This is a genomic window from Streptomyces sp. NPDC127197, from assembly GCF_042672405.1.
GTDB classification, from domain to species: Bacteria; Actinomycetota; Actinomycetes; order Streptomycetales; family Streptomycetaceae; genus Streptomyces; species Streptomyces flavusporus.
The window spans coordinates 143,931-162,770 of sequence record NZ_JBHXVG010000019.1; the positions used below are offsets into that span (position 1 = coordinate 143,931).

Genomic DNA, 18,840 nt, shown 5'->3' on the forward strand with positions numbered 1-18,840 from the left:
CATGGGACTTCTCGACGAAAAGGTCGTCCTGGTCAACGGCGGCAGCCAGGGCGTCGGCGCGGCCATCGCACGGGCGGCCGTCCGCGAGGGAGCGGTCGTGGCCATCACCGGGCGGCGCACCGAACCCGGTGAGGCTCTGGTGGCCGAGCTGGCCACCGACGGGGGCAAGGCCATGTTCGTACGGGCCGACCTCGCGGACGCCGAGCAGGCGAGGTCGGCCGTGGCCGAGGTCGTCGACGCGTACGGCCGGATCGACTGCCTGGTCAACTCCGCGGGGCTGACGTCCCGGGGCACGCTCCTGGACACCACGCCCGAGCTGTTCGACCAGCACATCGCGATCAACCTCAAGGCGCCCTTCTTCGCCATGCAGGCCGCCGTCGCGGACATGGTGGCGCGCAAGGCGCCCGGCACGATCGTCAACATCATCACGTCCTCGGCGCACGGCGGACAGCCGTTCCTGGCGCCGTACGTCGCCGCCAAGGCCGGGCTCATCGGGCTGACCCGCAACGCCGCGCACGCGCACCGCTGGGACCGGATCCGGATCAACGGCCTGAACATCGGCTGGACGGCGACCGAGGGCGAGGACGCCACGCAGCGCACCTTCCACGACGCCGGGGACGACTGGCGCGAGCAGGCCGCCGCCCGGCTGCCGATGGGCAAGCTGGGCCAGCCGGACGAGATCGCCGACTTCGTGGTCTTCCTGCTGTCGGACCGTTCCGGCGTGGTGACCGGTTCGGTGATCGACTGGGACCAGAACGTGCTCGGTGGCCTCGACTAGCCCTCCCTTCCTCCCCTCCTCTCCTCGTACGACCCCTCAAGGAGCTGCAACCCCATGCGTATCGGCATCCTCGGCCTCGGCCGTATCGGCGCCTTCCACGCCGAGACCCTCTCCGGACTCGACGTCGTCGAGTCGCTCGTCGTCGCCGATCCGTTCGCGGAGGCGGCCAAGGCCGCCGCCGAGCGGTTCGGGGCCGAAGTCGCGGACTCGCCCGAGGCCGTGCTGGCCGCCGGGATCGACGGCGTGGTCATCGCCGCCGCGACGGACGTCCACCCGGGGCTGATCCTCGCCGCTGTGGAGGCGGGTGTGCCCGTCTTCTGTGAGAAGCCCGTCGCCAAGACCATGAGCGAGGGGGTGCAGGTCCTCAAGGCCGTCGAGGGCAGTGACGTGCCCGTGCAGATCGGCTACAACCGGCGCTTCGACGCCGGGTTCGTCGCCGCCCGGGCCGCCGTGCGGGCCGGTGAGCTGGGCACGCTGCACACCGTACGGTCGACGACGCTGGACCCGGCGCCGCCGCCGGCCGCGTACATCGCCGCCTCCGGGGGCATCTTCCGCGACTGTTCCGTGCACGACTTCGACATCATCCGCTGGGTGACGGGCCGTGAGGTGAGCGAGGTGTACGCCGTCGGCGGCAACCGGGGAGCCGACTACATCCGGGAGGCGGGGGACGCCGACACCACCGGCGCGGTCCTCACCCTGGACGACGGCACGATCGCCGTGGTGTCCAACAGCCGACACAACGGCCGGGGGTACGACGTGCGGATGGAGCTGCACGGCTTCGAGGACTCCATCGCCGTCGGGCTGGAGGACAAGCTGCCGCTGCGGTCGGTCGAGCCGGGCGTGACCTTCCCGGCGGGCACTCCGCACGACTTCTTCATGGACCGCTTCACCGCCGCCTACCGAGCCGAACTCGCCGCGTTCACCGAGATGGTGTCGGGTTCCCGCCCCTCGCCGTGCACGGTCGCGGACGCGCTGGAGGCGGGGTGGATCGCGGAGGCGTGCACGCTCTCCCTGAAGGAGCACCGGCCGGTGCGCATCGAGGAGGTCCGCACCGTCTGACTCAGTGGTGGAAGCACGGCTGGTCCGCCGCGTGGGCCGCCGGCCCGTTCGACAGCTGGCCGACAGCGGTGCGCAGGTCGTCCGCCAGCAGCGCAATCTTGTCGTACCCGGTGCCGTGCCGGACCAGGACCCGCTGGACGACGGTGTCCTCGCGGCCGGCGGCCAGCGGGTAGGCGGGGACCTGCCAGCCTCGACGGCGCAGCTGGTCGCTGACGTCGTACAGCGTGTAGGGCACCTGGCCGGGGTCGGTGAGGGTCCAGGTGACGGCCGGGAGGGCCGCCTGGCCGTCGTAGAGGACGGTGAAGGGGCCCATGCCGGCGACCTGCTCGGCCAGCATCCCGGCGGTGGCGGCGCAGGCGCCGTGGATCTTGGTGTAGCCCTCGCGGCCCAGACGCAGCAGGTTGTAGTACTGGGCGACGACCTCGCCGCCCGGGCGGGAGAAGTTCAGGGCGAAGGTGGGCATGTCACCGCCGAGGTAGGAGACGCGGAAGATCAGGTCCTCGGGGAGCAGGCCGGGCGACCGCCACACCACCCAGCCCACTCCGAGCGGGGCCATGCCGTACTTGTGGCCGGAGACGTTGATGGAGGCGACCCGGGGCAGCCGGAAGTCCCACACCAGGCCGGGGTGGAGGAAGGGGGCGACGAAGCCGCCACTGGCGGCGTCCACGTGCACGGGGATGTCGAGGCCGGTCTCGTCCTGGATACGGTCGAGTTCGGCGGCGATCTCGGCGACCGGCTCGTAGACGCAGGTGTAGGTGACACCGAGGATCGCGACCACACCGATGGTGTTCTCGTCGACGTAGTCGCGCAGTTGGTGGGCGCGCAGTCCCAACGCGTCCGGTTCCAGGGGGATCTGGCGCAGTTCGACGTCGAAGTAGCGGGCGAACTTCTCCCAGCACACCTGGACCGGCCCGGCGACCAGGTTGGGCCGGTCGGCGGGCCTGCCCTCGGCCCGTCGGCGCTCGCGCCAGCGCCACTTCAGCGCCAGTCCGCCGAGCATGCCGGCCTCGCTGGAGCCGGTGGTGGAGCAGCCGAGGGTGGTGGTGCCGTCCGGGGCGTTCCACAGGTCGGCGAGCATATGGACGCAGCGGCTCTCGATCTCGGCGGTCTGCGGGTACTCGTCCTTGTCGGCCATGTTCTTGCCGAGGCACTCGTCCATCAGGTCGTGCGCCTCCGGCTCCGCCCAGGTGGTGCAGAAGGTCGCGAGGTTCTGTGCGGCGTTGCCGTCCAGGTCCAGTTCGTCGTGGATGAGGGCCCGTACCGCGCGGGCGTCGGACACGTCGTCGGGCATGCGGTACTTCGGCAGCGCCCGCTCGCTGATGGGCAGCGCGTACACGTCGTCGAGGGGGCGGCTGGTCTCGTGCAGGGCCATGGAGTCAATCCCCGGATCGTACGGACGTCGCGAGGGAGGCCGGGGCGAGGTACCCGAGCAGCACATGTGAGGGACAGCGACTCGCCCCCGGCCTCCCTCAGTCCGCAATCTCGCACACCGGGCCCGGCCGCGCCTTCCGAGCGCACCCGGATGACGGGCTCGGGCCACGATCGTGGGTCTCAGGCACTCCCTCAGCGCGCCGCGGGTATCACCCCGGTGGCCTCCAGCCGTGACGGGTCGGCCCGGAGGATGGCCTCCAGGGCGAGCCGCAGCGGTGGTCCCGGTTCGACGCCCAGTTCCTCTCTGAGCACCCGGCGGGCGTGGTGGTAGACGCCGAGGGCGTCGCCCTGCCGGCCCGCCCGGTACAGCGCGGCCATCAGCTGGCGGTAGAACGGCTCCCTCAGGGGATGCTGGACGAGGAGGCCCTTGAGTTCCTCGATCACTTCGTGATGGCGGCCGACCGCGAGAGCGGCGTCGACGGCGAGTTCGGTGCAGTTCAGCCGTTTCTCTTCCTGGACAGCCCGGAAGGATTCGATCGCCAGGGAGCTCGGCACTCCCTCCAGGACCGGACCGCGCCACAGGGACAGAGCCCGGCGGAGAAGTTCGCCGGCCGGTCGGAAATCGGCCGCCGAGTACCGTTCCCGGCCACGGGTGTAGAGCTGCTCGAATTCCTGGAAATCGGTCATGGCCTCACTCAGGTCGAGAATGTATCCGGACGACGTCGTGACGATCGGGGACGTTCCCCGAGGGCCGCAGAGGATTTTCCGCAACTGCGAGACGTACACGCGCAGGCTCGCGAAGGCACAGCGCGGCGGACCCTGCTCCCACAGTTCCGCCACGAGTTTCTCTCCGGGCACCGCCTCACCTGCCCTGACCAGGAGCAGGGTGAGCAGTTTGGTGAGTTTGGGCGCATCGGGCGTCAGATCGACACCGCCGCGGGTGACCCGCAGCCGCCCGAGCAGCTCGTAGCGCAGTGGATGGTCGGCTTGTGCAGAGAACAGGGACACGGCAACCCCCCGAATGCGCGGAACGCATTCAACTAAAACCGGCTCCCCCGTCCGTCCCGAGGTCCTGGGACGCCTGTTACTCGAAAGTATCTTCTTTCTCGGGAAGCCTATGCCAGCTCGTCCACCGATGCCAGGCCCTACCCGTTACACACTTATTAATCCGAGCAAAACTGGCCCGGTTCGGTCATCCCCTGGCCGTAAACAAATGAGTCGCCGTTCAATCAAACAGCCCGGCCCGCGGGAAGCGGGCCGGGCTTGTGGCTTCGCGTACCGGTCAGGCCGCTACCGGCCGGCCCTCCCCGAGGGTCTGGCCCAGCCAGGTGAACAGCTGTTCGTGGTAGAGGCGCATGGCGCCGGAGTGGCAGTGCGCCCCGCCGCCCTCGTCCGCCGTGAAGACGTACAGCGTCTTCGGCGAGTTCAGGCCCGTGTACACCTTCTTCGCGTGCTCGAGACCGGCGAAGAACATGTCCTCCTCCGCGTCCAGGACGAGCACCGGACACCGCACCTGTCCGATCACCTCGGACAGGCCGAACGCTGGCAGCGTACGCAGCAGTTGGGACGGGGTGTCCGCGCCGAAGGTCCACAGCGCCTGCCGCAGCAGCCAGCGGGTGAAGGTCTGCTGGGCGGCGATGCCCCACATCACCGGGTCGGCGAAGTCGTCGCAGCCCTGCTCGACCCACTCCAGGACGAACGGAGGCAACGCCACGACGTCGCCCAGCTGCCATACGGCGTCATGGGCGACGCACCCGGCCAGCCGGTGCTCGAACGCCGCGGCCCGCACGGCGAGCAGCCCTCCGAGGCTGGTGCCGACCAGGACCACGCGGTCGGGGTCCACACCGGGCAGGTCCTGCGCGTAGTCCACGACCGGGGTGACCACCTGCTCCCAGTCCGGCCGGAAGACCAGCCCCTGCTCGCGCAGCACGGAACCCTGCCCCGGGCCTTCGAAGCACAGGCAGTCGTAGCCACGGGCAAGGGCGGCCGCGGCTACGAAGAACCAGCCCTCCTCGAGCGTGGAGTCGATGCCGCCGTGATGGACGACCATGGGCCGGGGCTCGCCTGTTTCCTCCGCCCGGTAGAGGTAGCCGGGCAGCGAGGTGTCCTCGTAGGGAATCCGGACGAACTGCGGTGGCCGTTCCATGAGTTCGGCGGCGTCGGCGAAGGTCGCCCGGGACAGCCGCATCAACCGCAGGGCCTCCGCGTCGTGCGGGTCGTCGCGCTGGAAGAACTCGGCGGTGCGGTAGTAGTTGTGCGCCCGCAGCAGTGCGGCACGGGCGTCGACGCAGCGGCCCTCGTCGAGGGCGGTGGTGCCCAGGCGGTGCACGCGTTCGGCGAGCTGGGCCCACTCCCTCCGCCACGCCTCGGTGTCGCCGTCGGGGATCCGGGCGGCGACCGAGACGACCTCGCCGAGCTGCGCACCGCCGTAGTCGGCGTAACCGGCGGTGCGCAGGGCCTGGTAGTCGAAGGCGGGGTCGTCGAAGAGGAACTTCATGGCAGCGGCTCCTTACGGGGGCGGCAGGTGCTCCGGTGCCGTGCCGGGCCCCGACCCGGCACGGTTCGCGCGGGTTCCGTTCAGGAACGTGTCGACGATCGACTCGGCGAACGCCGCGGATTCCACGGGGCGTTGCCGCAGGATCAGGCGGGCGGCCATCGGTCCGGTGAGGATCTCGACGGCGTCGTCCAGGTCGAGGTCGGCGCGCAGTTCGCCGCTGTCGATGCCCTCCCGCAGGGCCTCGACCAGGGCCTCGCGCCGCGCCGCGACGACGGTTTCCTCGAACCGTTCGACCAGGTGCGGGCGGCGTACCGCCTCGCCGAGAAGGCTGCCGATCAGCCGGTGCAGCTGGGTGTCCTGGCCGCGGTGGCGCAGCTGGTCGACGAGCGTCACCAGCTTGTCCCGCAGGGTCAGTCCGTCCAGCTGCGGCACGGGCAGGTCGAGGGTGCCGAGCGCGGCCAGCACCAGCTCTTCCTTGTTGCGCCAGCGGCGGTAGATGGTCGCGCGCGCCACGCGGGCCCGCTGGGCGACCAGGTCCATGGACAGGTCGCCGAAGCTGCAGCCCTCGCTGAGCAGGCTCAGTGTGCTGTCCAGGATCGCCCGGTCGGCGGCGGGATCGCGCTGACGACCGCCGCGGGGCGTGCGCACCGGTGCGGCCGCCGACTGTCGGGCGTGGGGCGGCTTGCGCATCGGACCTCCGTGGGGTGGTGAGCCGACTGCCCTTTCCCAGCTGTGTGTTCGACGCTAGACCTGACGGTCAATCGAGTCAATGGTGTATCGATACATCATTGACTCGATTGCTGCGCTCGCCTCTGCGGCCCCAGCGCACTGGCGACGAGGAACCGCTCGACACCGTCGCAGCGCAGCCGCCACTCGGCCGAGATCCGGCCCAGAACCCAGCCCTCGCCGTGAGGTTCGGGCCGCGGACGCAGCAGCGTGAAGTCGTACGCGAGGCCCACGCCGAGCGCCTTCGCGTACGCCTCCTTCAGCGTCCACAGGCGCACGAGCCGGGCGTTGCGCTCACCGGAGGGCAGTTCGCGCAGCTCCGCAAGCTCCTCCGCGTGGCAGAACCGCTCGGCGAGCCCGGGCGCCAGCAGCGGGCGGTGCCGAGCCTCCACGTCCACGCCGATCCGGCGGCCGAGGGCCACTCCGACCACCAGCACCCCGGCCGTGTGGCTGATGCCCGCGTCCAGCCCCGCGGGCTCGTGCACCACCGGCCGGCCCCACCCGTCGCGCCCCAGCCGGATCCGGTCCGGCGCCACGCCGGACACGGCGGCCACCGCGCGGCGCAGCAACAGCCGGGAACCCAACAGCCGGGCCCGTGCGGCGGGTTCCCGCGTCGCCAGATAGCGGGGCCAGTCGGCGCCGAGGAGTCCGGGCGCGGACGGCCCCGCGGCCGCCCGCGCCCAGTCGTCCAACCGGCCGTGGCAGACCACGAACCCGTCCCTCAGCGCAGTCTCCTGCACCGCACCCGACGCATCGTTCCCTGGTTTCAGTCCGATGGGCGCCATGACGAACTCCTCTCCGCAGGCACCGCATGCCGGCACGGATCGTGCCCTTTCGTACACACACCGTTGTACCGGCCGGTCCGCCTGCCGTCCGCCCAACCCCGCAGCCATGACGTGCGCACCAATTTTCGCTTTACGTCGCCTTTTCACGGCGCCTAAAGCCTGGCCGCACGGATGGCACCCGGTGCCGCCCGACGGTCTCATCCCGCACCGGTCACCGACCGCGAAAGGACAGCCAGTGCCGCACCAGCTTCAGCACCGAACGCTGACGGACGCCGTACGCGACGGCGTGCACCGTCACCCCGAACGCACCGCATTCGTGTACCTGCACGAGGACGGCCCGGACATGCGGCCGGAGGAGCTCAGCTACGCCGAACTGGACCGGCGGGCCCGCGTGGTGGCCACCCGGCTGCGCGAGGCCGCCAAGGGCGATCCGACGCGTCCGGTCCTGCTGCTCTACCCGCCGACCCTGGACTTCGTCACGGCGTTCATCGGCTGTTTCTACGCCGGGCGTACGGCGATCCCGGCGCCACTGCCCGACGAGCCCGGCGAACGGCTGGCCCGGGTCAGCAGCATCCTGCGGGACGCCGATGTGGGGGCGGTGCTGACGCTCCCCGAGTACCGGCAGGCCATCGGCGCCTGGCTGACCGCCACCGGAATCCCGGACGTGGTGTGCCTGTCGACCGGCGCGGAGGACGACGCGGGCGTGGACGCCGGTCTGTGGGTCCCGCCCGCGGTGCGCGACACCGACGTGGCCTTCCTGCAGTACAGCTCCGGCTCCACCAGCGAGCCCAAGGGCGTCATGGTCACGCACGCCAATCTCGCCGCCAACGAGGAGGCCATCCGCACGGCCATGCGCACCCCGGACGGCGTGGTGACCGGCAGCTGGCTGCCGCTCTACCACGACATGGGGCTGATCGGCATGACGCTGCAACCGCTGTGGGTCGGCGGGACCAGCGTGCAAATGTCGCCGGTCTCCTTCATCAAGCAGCCCCACCGCTGGCTGCGCATGATCCACGACTACCGGGTGGAGGGCACCGCCTCCCCCGACTTCGGCTACGAACTGTGCGTCCGCCGGGTCACCGAGGAGCAGTCCGCCGGCCTGGACCTCTCCAGCCTGCGGGTGGCGCTGAACGGGGCCGAGCCGGTGCGTGCCGGGACCCTGCGCGCGTTCGTGCGGCGCTTCGCCGGGCACGGGCTGCGCCCCGAGGTCGTGCTGCCCTCCTACGGTCTGGCCGAGAACACCCTGCTGGTCTCCAGCGGCGACACCGAGGCGCCGCACCTGGAACTCACCGTCGACGCCCATGCGTTGGAGCGGGACGAGCTGCGGCCCGCGCGCAGCGACCGGGCGGGCCGCACCCTCGTGGGCTGCGGCCGGCCGACGGACACCGAGGCGCTGATCGTGGACCCGGTGAGCCTGGAGGTGCTGCCCGACGGGCGGGTCGGCGAGATCTGGCTGCGCGGCCCGTCGGTGGCCGCCGGCTACTGGAACCGGCCCGAACTGACCGCGCAGACCTTCCGGGCCGAGACGGCGGACGGCCGCAGCGGGTACTTCCGCACCGGCGACCTCGGCGCCCTGCTCGACGGGGAACTCTACGTCACCGGCCGCATCAAGGAGATGCTCATCCAGCACGGCCGCAACCTCTACCCGCAGGACATCGAGCAGGCGGTCCAGGACTCGGGTGAGGCGTTCCGACGCGGCGGCGGCGCCGTGTTCACCGTGGCCGACCGGGCCGACGGCCGCTCCCACGTGGTCGTGGTGCAGGAACTGCGCTCCCGCGCCGCCGTCGACACCGACCTGCCCCAACTGGCCGCGTCCGTCCAGGCGTTGCTCAGCCGACGGTTCCAGCTGGCCGGCGTGAGCGTGGTGCTGGTGCGTCAGGGGGTGATCCGCAAGACCACCAGCGGCAAGACACAGCGCACGCTCATGCGGCAGCTCTTCCTCGACGGTGCGCTGCCGGTGCTGCACCAGCGCCTGCAGCGCCCGGTCGCCGACCTGCTCCCCGAGACCGACGTGACGCCCGAGCCGGCGGCCGCGTCCCCCCGCCCCTGACCCCCGCGATCCGGAGAGAGACGTACGCCATGAGCATTGCCCACGACACCCGTACCGCCCCTGTGGAACACCCCCTGCACCCGGACCACGCGCCCGGCCTGGAAGTTTGGCTGGCCGAACGCGTCGCCTTCCATTTGCACAGGTCCCCCGACGAGATCGACCCGGACACCCCGCTCGCCGACTACGGCATCGACTCGGTCGCGGCGATCAGCATCTGCGGCGAGATCGAGGAGCGGTTCCGGATCGCCGTCTCCCCGACGATCGCGTACGACTTCCCGACGGTGCACGCGATCGGCGACCACCTGGCCGAGCAGCTGGCCGCCAAGGACACGCGATGACGGAAACGACCGCAGTGACCCCCGTACGCGAGCCCATCGCCGTCGTCGGCCTCGACTGCCGCTTCCCCGGTGCCCGCGACCCCCAGGAGTACTGGTCGCTGCTCATGGACGGCCGGGACGGCACCGGCCGGGTCCCCGAGCAGCGCTGGGACGCCGACCGCTATCACGCCGCCGTGCCGTCCTCCCCCGGCAGCACGTCGGAGAAGCGGGTGCCCGGCCGGACCAACACCGTGCGCGGCGGCTTCATCCAGGACCCCGACGCCTTCGACCCCGGCTTCTTCGGGATCGCCCCGCGGGAGGCGCAGGCCATGGACCCGCAGCAGCGGCTGCTGCTGCAGAGCTCCTGGCGGGCCCTGGAGGACGCCGCCGTCGCGCCGCAGGACCTGGCCGGGACCGACACCGGCGTGTTCGTCGGGGTGATGGCGAACGAGTGGGCGTATCTGCAACTCGCCGACTACGACCGGATCACCGCCCGCTACGGCTCCGGCAACGGCTACTTCATGGGCGCCAACCGCGTCTCGTACCACCTCGACCTCAAGGGCCCGAGCCTCGCCGTGGACACGGCCTGCTCCTCGTCCCTCGTCGCCGTGCACCTCGCGATGAGCGCGCTGCGCTCGGGCGAGTCCGACTACGCGCTGGCGGCCGGCACCAACCTGATCATGACGCCGGTCATCAACATCTTCTACGCCCAGGCCGGCCTCTCGGCGCCCGACGGACGCTGCAAGCCGTTCAGCGCCCTGGCCGACGGCATCGGACGGGCCGAGGGCGTGGCCGTGCTGGTGCTGCGCCGGCTGAGCGACGCACTGGCGGACCGTCAGCCGGTGTACGCGGTGCTGAAGGAGACCGGCACCAACCAGGACGGGCGCAGCAACGGCATCACCGCGCCCAACCGCTGGGCGCAGCAACGGCTGATCGAGTCGGTGTGGCAGCGGGCCGGCGTGACCGCCGACGACATCCGGTTCGTCGAGGCGCACGGCACCGGCACCCTGCTCGGCGACTTCATCGAGGCGCAGGCCCTCGGCGAGCTGACCAGCGGGCGCAGCGGCGGCAGCGTCGCGCTGGGCTCGGTCAAGAGCAACTTCGGGCACGCGGAGGGCGCGGCCGGGATCGCCGGGCTGATCAAGGCCGTCCTCGCCCTGCACCACCGCACGGTGCCGCCGAGCCGGTTCGCCCATGAGGAGAACCCGAAGCTGGACCTGCCCGGCCGCAGGCTGACCCTGCTGAAGTCGCCCCTGCGGCTGCCGTCGGGCACCGTGCACGCCGCGGTCAGCAGCTTCGGCATGGGCGGCAGCAACGCGCACGCGGTGCTGGCGTCCGCGCCCCGCGCGGTCCACCGCGGCCGGCCCGGCGCGCCGGGGGTGTTCACCGTCTCCGCCCGGACCCCCGAGCGGCTGCGCGCCAATCTGCTGGCGCAGGCCGACGCCCTGGCCCGCCGCCCGGAGAACCAGCTGGCGCAGCTGTGCTGGACCAGCAACTGCGTCAAGTCCCGGCTGCCGCACCGGGCGGCCGTGGCGGCCGGCGATCTGCCCACGCTGGTGGCGGAGTTACGCACGGCTGCGGAGCGCGCCGAGGAGGCACCGCGGGTGGACCCGGGGCGGCGGTCGGTGGGGTCGGTGGCGTTCGCCTTCACCGGTCAGGGCGCCCAGCACCCTCGTATGACCGCGTCCTGGTACCGGTCGTGCCCCGCGTACGCACGCCACCTCGACGACATCGACAAGGAGCTCACCCCGCACACCGGGCGGTCGGTGCGCGACCTGGTGCTCGACGGCGATCCGGAACTGCACCGGGCGCGCTTCGCCCAGCCGGCGCTGTTCGCGGTGGGGTACGCGATGGCGGCGACCCTCGCCGAGGGCGGGATCAGGCCGTCGTACGTCATCGGGCACAGCATCGGCGAGTTCGCCGCCGCCTGCGTGGCCGGGGCGCTGGACGTGGCCGACGCTGCGCGGCTGGTGGCCCGGCGCGGGGCGCTGATGGAGTCGCTGCCCGAGGACGGCGGAATGCTCGCGGTGGGCCTGGACGCCGCGGAGGCCGAGGCGCTGCTGGTGGGGCGGCAGCGCCTCGGTCTGGCCGCCGTCAACGGCCCGCACGCCACGGTGATCGCCGGGGACCTCGACGAACTGGTCGAGGTCGAACGGGAGTTGAGCGAGCGGAAGGTGACCGCGCGACGGCTCACCGTGTCCCATGCCTTCCACTCGCCGCTGATGCGGCCGGTGGTGGAGGAGTTCCGCGCGGAGTGCCGGGACGTGCCCGCCCGGCGCCCGCTGCTTCCGGTGTTCTCGACGGTGTACGGCCGTGAGCTGACCGGCGAGGAGACCATGGACGCCGACTACTGGGCCCGGCAGATCACCGCGCCGGTGCGGTTCGCTCAGGCCGCCTGTGCCCTGCTGGCCGGCGGGGTCACCCACGTGGTGGAGATCGGGCCGCGCTCCGTACTCACCCCGCTGCTGGCCCGGCTGACGACGGACGGCGGGCATCCGGCGAGCCTGCACACCGCGCACCCCGGAGAGCACGCGCCGGGCCACCGGCCGCAGCAGCTGCTGGGCGAGCTGTGGTGCGCCGGGCTCGCCCCTCAGTGGGACGTGCTCTACGACGAGGCGGACCGGGTGCCGCGCCGGCTGCCGCCGTATGTGTTCGACGACTCGTTCCGGGCCTGGCGCTCCGGCTCCGCACCCGGCCTTCCCGAACTGTCCGCGCCGCACGTCCCCTCTGGCGCGGACGCCACCGCGGTTCCTAGTGGCGCGGACCGCGGTGCACCGTGCCCGCCGGCCCCGGCGGAGGACCTGCCGGACTCCCTCGCCGAACTGACACGCCGTCTGGTGTGCCGGGTCGGCGGGCACGACCCGGGCCATGTGCACGACCACTCCCGGCTGCACGAGGACCTGGGCTTCGACTCGATCCGCGTCATGGAGCTGAAGGCACGCATCGAGCACGCGCTGCCGCGGCTCGGCGAGCTGCCGGTCGAGGACCTGCTCGCCAGTCTGCGCACCGTGGGCGACCTCGTCCGCTACCTGGGGTCCCTGCACCTCACCGACGCCCCCGTACCCGCAGCCCCGGAAGGAACCCACCGATGACCGCCCCCACCGCCTACCTGACCTCGGTCGGCACCTGCCTGCCCGGCGACCCGGTGGACAACACGACCCTGGCCAAGCTCGTCGGCGTCGACGAGAGCTGGGCCGACATGTTCATCGGCAACACCGGCCGGCACTTCGCCGTCGACCTGGCGACCGGTCAGGTCCGGCACACTCTCGCCGACATCGCGGCGACCGCCGCCGACCGGGCGCTGGCCGAGGCCGCACTCGAGCCCTACGACATCGACTGCGTCGTGATGGGCACCGCCACCCCCGACCAGCTGATGCCGGCCACCGTGAACCTGGTGGCGGACCGGCTCGGCATCGACAACGTCCCCACCTACCAGCTCCAGTCCGGCTGCGCGGGAGCCGTGCAGGCCCTGGACGTGGCCCGCACCCTGCTGCTCGCCGGGCGCTGCCGCACCGTGCTGGTGATCGGCGGCGACGTGTGCGCCAAGCACCTGGAGACCGACTTCGACCCGGGCAGCCGCACCTCCGCCGAGCTCGTGAACTACGTGCTGTTCGGCGACGGGGCCGGCGCGGCCGTACTCAGCGCAGAGCCCGTCGGCGGTGACGGCATCGAGATCCGCCAGGTGCTCAACCGGCTGGTGGGCCTGGGCCGGGAGCCCGGCCAGGTCATCGACTGGTTCGGGCTCGGCGACCGGCACAGCGACCGCACCGCCGTCTCCGAGGACTACAAGGCGATCGAGGAGACGGTGCCCGCGCTGGCCCAGCAGATGTTCTGGGAGCTGCTGGAGGACCTGGGCTGGGCCGCCGACGACGTGGACTTCCTGCTGCCCCCGCAGCTGTCCGGCCGGATGAGCGACCGCATCTCCGCCGAGATGCCCGCCCCGGACGCCCGCCGGATCAACGTGGTGCGCCACGTCGGCAACAACGGCAACGCCCTGCCGTTCCTCCAGCTCGCCGAGTTGCTGCGGCAGTGGGAGGGGCCCGGGCGGGCCGTTGCGGTCGCGGTCGAGTCCAGCAAGTGGATCAAGTCGGGTATCGCCCTGGAGCGGTCATGACGCAGATCGGGACACCCATGGAGAGCACCGTCGGCCCCGGTGCCTGGCACGACCCCGGGGCGCTGCGCACCCTGCGCATCCTGCACCGGTCGGGCAGGCTCGCCGCCGAGTACCGGGCCGTCCCGGGCCTGCTGTCGCGCATGCCGCAGGCCGACCTCCCGGCCGCCGGGCAGCTGCTGTCCCGGCTCGACCCGAAGGAGGTGCGGCGGCACGCACCCGACGTGCCGGTGGTGTCCGTCGCCGTCACGGGGCACTCGACGGTGGCCCCGGTCGTCGCGCCGCTCACCGCCGAACTGGCCCGGCACGGGCTGCTGTTGGAGCCGAAGGTCGCGCCCTACGGGGCGTACGTACAGGACCTGATGCGCCCCTCGGACGAGGCGCTGCCGCAACTCACGCTCTGCCTGCTCGACGCGTACACCGTCTTCGACGACGTCACCGTGCCGTGGCGGGCGGAGGACGTCGAGGCCGCGGCGCGGGCGAAGCTGTCGCTGCTCGCGGGTGCCGTGCGCGCCCATCAGGAGGCGGGACGCGGGCTGCTCGTCCTCAACACGGTGCCGCTGCTGCGCCGGTTCACCCACCAGCTGGTCGACCTGCGTTCCCGGGCCCGGCTCGGCGCGGTGTGGCGGGAATTCAACCAGGGGCTGCTGTCGCTCGCCGACCAGCATCCCTCGGTGGTCACCGTCGACCTCGATCCGCTGGTCGGCGAGGGGGTGCCCGCCTGCGAGCCGCGCACCGCGCAGTACGCCCGGGCCCGGCTGTCCGACCCGCTGCTGGCCGCCTACGCCCGGGAGGCCGCCCACGTGGTACGGGCCCGCCTCGGCCGCACCCGCAAGGTGCTGGTGCTCGACCTGGACGGGACGCTGTGGGGCGGGGTGCTCGGCGAGGCCGGGCCGCACGGCATCGAGCTCGGCGCGGGACTGCGCGGCGAGGCGTTCCAGGACTTCCAGCGCACGGTGCGGCAGCTCGGCTCGCAGGGCGTGCTCCTCGCCGTCAGCAGCAAGAACGACGACGATCTGGTGCGCGAGGTGCTCAAGGGGCACCCGGCCATGGTGCTGCGCGAGGACGACTTCGTGCGCGTCAACGCCAACTGGAAGGCCAAGCACGACAATGTGCGGGACATCGCCGACCGGCTGGGCCTCGGCCTGGACAGCTTCGTCTTCGTCGACGACAGCCTCTTCGAGTGCGGGCTGGTCGCGGAGCGGCTGCCCGACGTGGCCGTGGTCCCGGTCGACGAGGAGCCGGCCCTGCACCCGTCGGCGCTGCTGGCGGACGGCTGGTTCGACCTGTTCGAGCTGACCGAGGCCGATCTGGAGCGGGCGGGCCGCTACCGCACCGAGGCGCTGCGGCAGGAGTTCCGCGAGGACGTCGGCTCCTACCAGGACTACCTCGAAGGGCTCGGTATCGAGGTGATCCTGCGCCCGCCGGACGAGTCGGAGCTCGCCCGGGTCTCCCAGCTCACCCTGCGCACCAACCAGTTCCACCTGGCCACCGAGCGCCTCCAGGTGCCGCAGGTCGCCGACTGGACGGTGCACCCCGGCCGGCATGTGATCGCGGTCCGGGCCCGCGACCGGTTCGGCGATCACGGGCTGATCGGCGCGCTGTTCCTGCGGCGCGAGGGCGAGTTGCTGCGCATCGACAACTTCGTGCTGAGCTGCCGGGTGTTCTCCCGGGGCATCGAGAGCGCCTGTGTGGCGGCGGTGCTGGACTTCGCCCGGTCCACCGGGGCGCGCGCCGTGACGGGCCGTTACCTGCCCTCGCCGCGCAACTCCGCCTTCGCCTCCTTCTACGCCGACCACGGCTTCGCCGTCCTGGGCGGCGACGGGGACGACCCGGACGCCGTCCACTTCCGGCACGACCTCGCGACCATCGCCCCGGCCCCCGCCCATCTGCGGCTGGACGCGGCGTTCGGACCCTTCGACGCGGCAACCGACGGACACGGAGACAAGTGATGACCACGGCACTCGCCGACCCCACGGAGTTCCGCATCCTCCTCGAGGAGGAACTCGGCCTGCACGTCGACGCCGACGACCTCGACCGGCCGCTGGACGACTTCCCCGACTGGGACTCGGTCCTGCTGCTGCGGCTGGTGACCGTCGTGGAGAGCCTGGCCGGACGGCGGATCCCGGTGGCGGACCTGCTGCAGGCGCGCACGTTCCGGCAGTTGTACGAGGCGGTGGCGGGCCGATGACCGCGACGCCCGAGCCGGACCCCGAACCCTGTCTGCGGTTCCACGCCCTGTTCCTCGACACCCAGCTGGACATCTACTGCCCGCCCGGCCTCGCGCGGCTTCTCGCGGGCCGCGGGCGCGAGAAGCCGCCGGCCGGCGATCCCCCACCCCTGCCGGACAAGGAGCCGGAGGACATTCCGGCAGAGAAAGGAGCGGTCCGATGATCCCCCTGGCCGAGCTGCGCAGGTTCGCCCTCCCGCACGCGCACGCCCAGGGCGTCCCCCCGGACGTCCTGCACCGGGTGCTGCACCAGCTGAGCGACGACGCCAAGGACGAGGGTCCCGGCGCCTGGACCCACGCCTGGTCGTCGCTCGCGGTGGCGGCCGAGGCCCGCGGCCGGAACCTGGACGCCGTCCGCTACTACGCCATGGCCCGCTTCCCCTACGTCGACGGCCCGGAGCGGCGCGCGGCGCAGGACGCCTGCGTGGCGGCCTTCGACCGCTGGCGCAAACGCGTCGGCGGGATCACCCGGCTCGACCTGCCCTTCGACGACACGGGCTTCGCCTGCTGGGCCGCCGGCCTGTCGCAGCACCGACGGCTGCCGCTGATCCTCGTCGTCGGCGGCATCACCGGCACCAAGGAGCAGTGGGCGCCCGTCCTGGCCGAGGCCGACCGGCTGGGCGCCGCCGTCGTGGTGACGGAGCTGCCCGGCGTCGGCGAGAACGCTCTCCCCTACGGAACGGACAGCACCCGCATGCTGAGGTACCTCGTCGATCTGCTCGGCCGGGCCGCCGACACCACCCGCACCTGCGTCGTGGGCCTCAGCTTCGGCGGGCACCTGGCGCTGCGGCATGCCCTGGCGGACGACCGCGTCCGGGGCCTGGCCACCGTCGGCGCACCGGTCCGGGACTTCTTCGTGCGCGCCGCGCAGGGCACCCCGCTGCCGCACCTGGTGAACCTGACCCTGTCCCACGTCACCCGCACCCCGTCGGCCCGACTCCCGGCCGCGCTCGCCGACTGGGGCCTGGCCGAGGACGAACTCGCCCGACTGCGCATCCCGGTCGCCTGCGCGGTGAGCCACGACGACGAGATCGCGCCGTACTCCGATGCGGAGTTGCTCCAGCGGAGCGTGCCGCACCTGCGGCTGGTCGAGAACGACGTGCTGGGCGGCGCGCCCGAGCGGGCGCCCGAGACCCGGCTGTGGCTGCTGGCGCAGGCGCTGCGGATGGCCGGTACGGCAGCTGGCGTGCGGCGGGCCGCGTCCGCCCGGGCCCGGGTCCTGAGGGCACGTCACCGCCTCGCCCGTACGTCGGCGGGAGCCCCCGTATGACCACCAGTGCTCCTGCGTCCTGCCTCGGCCGGGAGCCCCGGGCGGACGCTCGGCTGCGGCTGTTCTGCTTCCATCACGCGGGCGGCGGGGCCTCCTTCTTCGCGTCCTGGCCCGCCCGCGTGCCGCCCGAAGTGGATGTTCTGCCGGTGCAGTTGCCCGGCCGCGAGGCCCGCCTGCGCGAGCGCCGCTTCCAGGACGCCGGCGAGGTGGTCGAGGCCCTCGACCGCGACCTCGGGTCCCTGCTCGACGAGGGGCCCTGGGCGGCGTACGGGCACAGCATGGGCGCGCTGCTGGCCTTCGCGCTGGCGGCGGCCCGGCTGCGGGCCGGCGCCCGTGGCCCCGAGGCGCTCTTCCTCGGGGCGTACGCGGCGCCGCACCGCACGCCCACGCTGCCGGCGCCCGACCGGTACGACGACGGGGAACTGGCCCGCCTGCTGGTGGACTTCGGCGGGCTCGCCCCGCAGTTCCTGGACCGGGAGGACTGGCTGCGGGCGCTGCTGCCGGTCGTACGGGACGATCTGCGGATCTGCGCCAGCCATCGGCGGGCGCGGCTGCCGGACCCGGACGACGAACGGGCCCGGCTGCCGCTGGACGTGGAGGCCTTCGCCGGCACCGACGACCCGCTGGTCGACGCGGAGGCGGTACGGGCCTGGGCACGGTACGCGCACGGTTTCCGCCTCACCACCGTCCCCGGCGGCCACTTCTTCCCCCGCGAGGCGCCCGTGCCGTTCTTCGACCGGCTCAACCGCTCCCTGGACCGGCTCCTTGCCGCGCAGGGCCCACCACGCGCGGAACCCGGCTGATCCGCCGCTCGATGTCGTCGGCGTTCTTCGCGTACAGCGCGCGCTGCTCCTCCACGCCCGGCATGACCCACAGCGGGCGTGCGGAGCCGTCGGCGAAGGCGAGGCCCTCCGTGTCGGGGCGCAGCCCGGTGAGGGTGAGCGCGAAGGACTCCAGGTAGTCGATGCCGCCGTCCGCGGCGAGCCGGAACGGCCGGTCGTGGCCCGGGTAGATCAGGTCGGACACGGCCAGCACCCGGTCGATGCTGCGGGCGGCGGCGTCGGAGTCCCAGAAAACCAGCGGGTTGCGCCGGGTGCGGGCGACGTACGCGAAGTGCAGGGCGTCGCCGGTGATGGTGGCGCGGCCCGCCTCGGTCTCCACGACGACGCCGATGCTGCCCGGTGAGTGCCCGGGCAGGGCGATCACGGACACGCCGGGGATGAGCTCCTCGCCGTCCGCCACCTCGCGGACGGGCAGTTGCTCCAGCAGCAGCCCGGTCCAGGCGGGCGTGGCCCAGTCGTTGGCGTGCGGGGTGTGGGCGTAGCGGCGCTCGTCGGGGTGGAGGACGAGGGTGGCGTGCGGGAACAGGTCGATGTTCTGCACATGATCCCAGTGGGCGTGGGTGAGGACGACGGTGTCGATGTCGTCGGCGGTCAGGCCGTGGACGGCGAGCGCATCCCACAGGAAGGGACGGCGTCCGACGTGGGCGGCGTCGACGAGGAGGGTGCGGGGCCGTCCGGCGGCGTCCGGGCCGCGGACCAGGAACACCCCGCAGAAGGCGGGGTAGCCCTGGTCGGTGTCGATGGCGAAGCCGGGCAGGAGGATGTCGATCGTCGGCATGGAACTCCCTTGGAGGCGGGGGATGT

17 protein-coding genes are annotated in these 18,840 nt (G+C 72.6%); 11 read left to right on the forward strand and 6 right to left on the reverse strand.

The window, feature by feature from the left end:
- Position 1: 1 nt before the first annotated feature.
- On the forward strand, positions 2 to 778 hold the full coding sequence (locus tag ACFVJQ_RS27300) for an SDR family oxidoreductase (RefSeq protein WP_385516400.1): 777 nt from the start codon (positions 2 to 4) through the stop codon (positions 776 to 778).
- Between the two features lie 54 nt (positions 779 to 832).
- Positions 833 to 1,837 carry a Gfo/Idh/MocA family oxidoreductase gene (locus ACFVJQ_RS27305; RefSeq protein WP_385787800.1) on the forward strand — a complete coding sequence of 335 codons (1,005 nt, stop codon included), beginning with the start codon at positions 833 to 835 and terminating at the stop codon, positions 1,835 to 1,837.
- 1 nt (position 1,838) lies between these two features.
- Here the strand turns inward: ACFVJQ_RS27305 and ACFVJQ_RS27310 are convergent, their stop codons facing one another.
- From ACFVJQ_RS27310 to ACFVJQ_RS27330, 5 genes are all read right to left on the reverse strand, one after another.
- Positions 1,839 to 3,209: a glutamate decarboxylase gene (locus tag ACFVJQ_RS27310; RefSeq protein ID WP_385787803.1), complete on the reverse strand. Its 1,371-nt coding sequence runs from the start codon at positions 3,207 to 3,209 to the stop codon at positions 1,839 to 1,841.
- A gap of 191 nt (positions 3,210 to 3,400) precedes the next feature.
- A complete protein-coding gene (locus tag ACFVJQ_RS27315; RefSeq protein WP_129802925.1) occupies positions 3,401 to 4,216 on the reverse strand; it encodes an AfsR/SARP family transcriptional regulator in 816 nt (271 codons plus the stop codon).
- Between the two features lie 274 nt (positions 4,217 to 4,490).
- Positions 4,491 to 5,705 carry an alpha/beta hydrolase family protein gene (locus ACFVJQ_RS27320; RefSeq protein ID WP_385787807.1) on the reverse strand — a complete coding sequence of 405 codons (1,215 nt, stop codon included), beginning with the start codon at positions 5,703 to 5,705 and terminating at the stop codon, positions 4,491 to 4,493.
- 12 nt (positions 5,706 to 5,717) lie between these two features.
- Positions 5,718 to 6,395, reverse strand: coding sequence for a TetR/AcrR family transcriptional regulator (locus ACFVJQ_RS27325; RefSeq protein WP_385787810.1), 678 nt, complete (start codon positions 6,393 to 6,395; stop codon positions 5,718 to 5,720).
- A 95-nt stretch (positions 6,396 to 6,490) separates the two neighbouring features.
- Positions 6,491 to 7,216: a 4'-phosphopantetheinyl transferase family protein gene (locus ACFVJQ_RS27330; protein WP_385787813.1), complete on the reverse strand. Its 726-nt coding sequence runs from the start codon at positions 7,214 to 7,216 to the stop codon at positions 6,491 to 6,493.
- A gap of 235 nt (positions 7,217 to 7,451) precedes the next feature.
- On the opposite strand from ACFVJQ_RS27330, the gene ACFVJQ_RS27335 reads away from it, so the two are divergent.
- From ACFVJQ_RS27335 to ACFVJQ_RS27375, 9 genes are read left to right on the forward strand one after another with little or no spacing between them, the layout of a single operon-like run.
- Positions 7,452 to 9,266: a fatty acyl-AMP ligase gene (locus tag ACFVJQ_RS27335; RefSeq protein WP_385516410.1), complete on the forward strand. Its 1,815-nt coding sequence runs from the start codon at positions 7,452 to 7,454 to the stop codon at positions 9,264 to 9,266.
- A gap of 29 nt (positions 9,267 to 9,295) precedes the next feature.
- Positions 9,296 to 9,604 (forward strand): acyl carrier protein, encoded by a 309-nt coding sequence (locus tag ACFVJQ_RS27340; protein ID WP_129802920.1) that lies wholly within the window; start codon positions 9,296 to 9,298, stop codon positions 9,602 to 9,604.
- A complete protein-coding gene (locus ACFVJQ_RS27345) occupies positions 9,601 to 12,675 on the forward strand; it encodes a type I polyketide synthase (protein WP_385787817.1) in 3,075 nt (1,024 codons plus the stop codon). The genes ACFVJQ_RS27340 and ACFVJQ_RS27345 overlap by 4 nt, the downstream gene beginning before the upstream one ends.
- Positions 12,672 to 13,697, forward strand: coding sequence for a 3-oxoacyl-ACP synthase III family protein (locus ACFVJQ_RS27350; RefSeq protein WP_385516413.1), 1,026 nt, complete (start codon positions 12,672 to 12,674; stop codon positions 13,695 to 13,697). The genes ACFVJQ_RS27345 and ACFVJQ_RS27350 overlap by 4 nt, the downstream gene beginning before the upstream one ends.
- Complete coding sequence (locus ACFVJQ_RS27355; protein WP_385787820.1) at positions 13,694 to 15,646, forward strand: HAD-IIIC family phosphatase; 1,953 nt, start codon at positions 13,694 to 13,696, stop codon at positions 15,644 to 15,646. Before ACFVJQ_RS27350 ends, ACFVJQ_RS27355 begins: the two co-directional genes overlap by 4 nt.
- Positions 15,646 to 15,885 carry a phosphopantetheine-binding protein gene (locus ACFVJQ_RS27360; RefSeq protein WP_129802917.1) on the forward strand — a complete coding sequence of 80 codons (240 nt, stop codon included), beginning with the start codon at positions 15,646 to 15,648 and terminating at the stop codon, positions 15,883 to 15,885. The genes ACFVJQ_RS27355 and ACFVJQ_RS27360 overlap by 1 nt, the downstream gene beginning before the upstream one ends.
- Positions 15,882 to 16,088 (forward strand): hypothetical protein, encoded by a 207-nt coding sequence (locus ACFVJQ_RS27365; protein ID WP_224735090.1) that lies wholly within the window; start codon positions 15,882 to 15,884, stop codon positions 16,086 to 16,088. Before ACFVJQ_RS27360 ends, ACFVJQ_RS27365 begins: the two co-directional genes overlap by 4 nt.
- Positions 16,085 to 17,194 carry an alpha/beta fold hydrolase gene (locus tag ACFVJQ_RS27370; RefSeq protein ID WP_385787824.1) on the forward strand — a complete coding sequence of 370 codons (1,110 nt, stop codon included), beginning with the start codon at positions 16,085 to 16,087 and terminating at the stop codon, positions 17,192 to 17,194. Before ACFVJQ_RS27365 ends, ACFVJQ_RS27370 begins: the two co-directional genes overlap by 4 nt.
- Complete coding sequence (locus ACFVJQ_RS27375; protein ID WP_385787827.1) at positions 17,191 to 17,997, forward strand: thioesterase II family protein; 807 nt, start codon at positions 17,191 to 17,193, stop codon at positions 17,995 to 17,997. The genes ACFVJQ_RS27370 and ACFVJQ_RS27375 overlap by 4 nt, the downstream gene beginning before the upstream one ends.
- Here the strand turns inward: ACFVJQ_RS27375 and ACFVJQ_RS27380 are convergent.
- Positions 17,936 to 18,814, reverse strand: a complete 879-nt coding sequence (locus tag ACFVJQ_RS27380; protein WP_385516420.1) for an MBL fold metallo-hydrolase — start codon at positions 18,812 to 18,814, stop codon at positions 17,936 to 17,938. The two genes, ACFVJQ_RS27375 and ACFVJQ_RS27380, sit on opposite strands and share 62 nt — an antisense overlap.
- Positions 18,815 to 18,840: the final 26 nt, after the last annotated feature.

What these genes read in the sequence shown, in the direction of transcription:
- ACFVJQ_RS27365 (WP_224735090.1), top strand. Translation starts at nt 15,882, where the DNA reads ATGACCGCGACGCCCGAGCCGGACCCCGAACCCTGTCTGCGGTTCCAC.
- ACFVJQ_RS27345 (WP_385787817.1), top strand. Translation starts at nt 9,601, where the DNA reads ATGACGGAAACGACCGCAGTGACCCCCGTACGCGAGCCCATCGCCGTC.
- ACFVJQ_RS27350 (WP_385516413.1), top strand. Translation starts at nt 12,672, where the DNA reads ATGACCGCCCCCACCGCCTACCTGACCTCGGTCGGCACCTGCCTGCCC.
- ACFVJQ_RS27305 (WP_385787800.1), top strand. Translation starts at nt 833, where the DNA reads ATGCGTATCGGCATCCTCGGCCTCGGCCGTATCGGCGCCTTCCACGCC.
- ACFVJQ_RS27370 (WP_385787824.1), top strand. Translation starts at nt 16,085, where the DNA reads ATGATCCCCCTGGCCGAGCTGCGCAGGTTCGCCCTCCCGCACGCGCAC.
- ACFVJQ_RS27320 (WP_385787807.1), bottom strand. Translation starts at nt 5,705, where the DNA reads ATGAAGTTCCTCTTCGACGACCCCGCCTTCGACTACCAGGCCCTGCGC.
- ACFVJQ_RS27375 (WP_385787827.1), top strand. Translation starts at nt 17,191, where the DNA reads ATGACCACCAGTGCTCCTGCGTCCTGCCTCGGCCGGGAGCCCCGGGCG.
- ACFVJQ_RS27355 (WP_385787820.1), top strand. Translation starts at nt 13,694, where the DNA reads ATGACGCAGATCGGGACACCCATGGAGAGCACCGTCGGCCCCGGTGCC.
- ACFVJQ_RS27340 (WP_129802920.1), top strand. Translation starts at nt 9,296, where the DNA reads ATGAGCATTGCCCACGACACCCGTACCGCCCCTGTGGAACACCCCCTG.
- ACFVJQ_RS27360 (WP_129802917.1), top strand. Translation starts at nt 15,646, where the DNA reads ATGACCACGGCACTCGCCGACCCCACGGAGTTCCGCATCCTCCTCGAG.
- ACFVJQ_RS27330 (WP_385787813.1), bottom strand. Translation starts at nt 7,216, where the DNA reads ATGGCGCCCATCGGACTGAAACCAGGGAACGATGCGTCGGGTGCGGTG.
- ACFVJQ_RS27380 (WP_385516420.1), bottom strand. Translation starts at nt 18,814, where the DNA reads ATGCCGACGATCGACATCCTCCTGCCCGGCTTCGCCATCGACACCGAC.
- ACFVJQ_RS27310 (WP_385787803.1), bottom strand. Translation starts at nt 3,209, where the DNA reads ATGGCCCTGCACGAGACCAGCCGCCCCCTCGACGACGTGTACGCGCTG.
- ACFVJQ_RS27300 (WP_385516400.1), top strand. Translation starts at nt 2, where the DNA reads ATGGGACTTCTCGACGAAAAGGTCGTCCTGGTCAACGGCGGCAGCCAG.
- ACFVJQ_RS27325 (WP_385787810.1), bottom strand. Translation starts at nt 6,395, where the DNA reads ATGCGCAAGCCGCCCCACGCCCGACAGTCGGCGGCCGCACCGGTGCGC.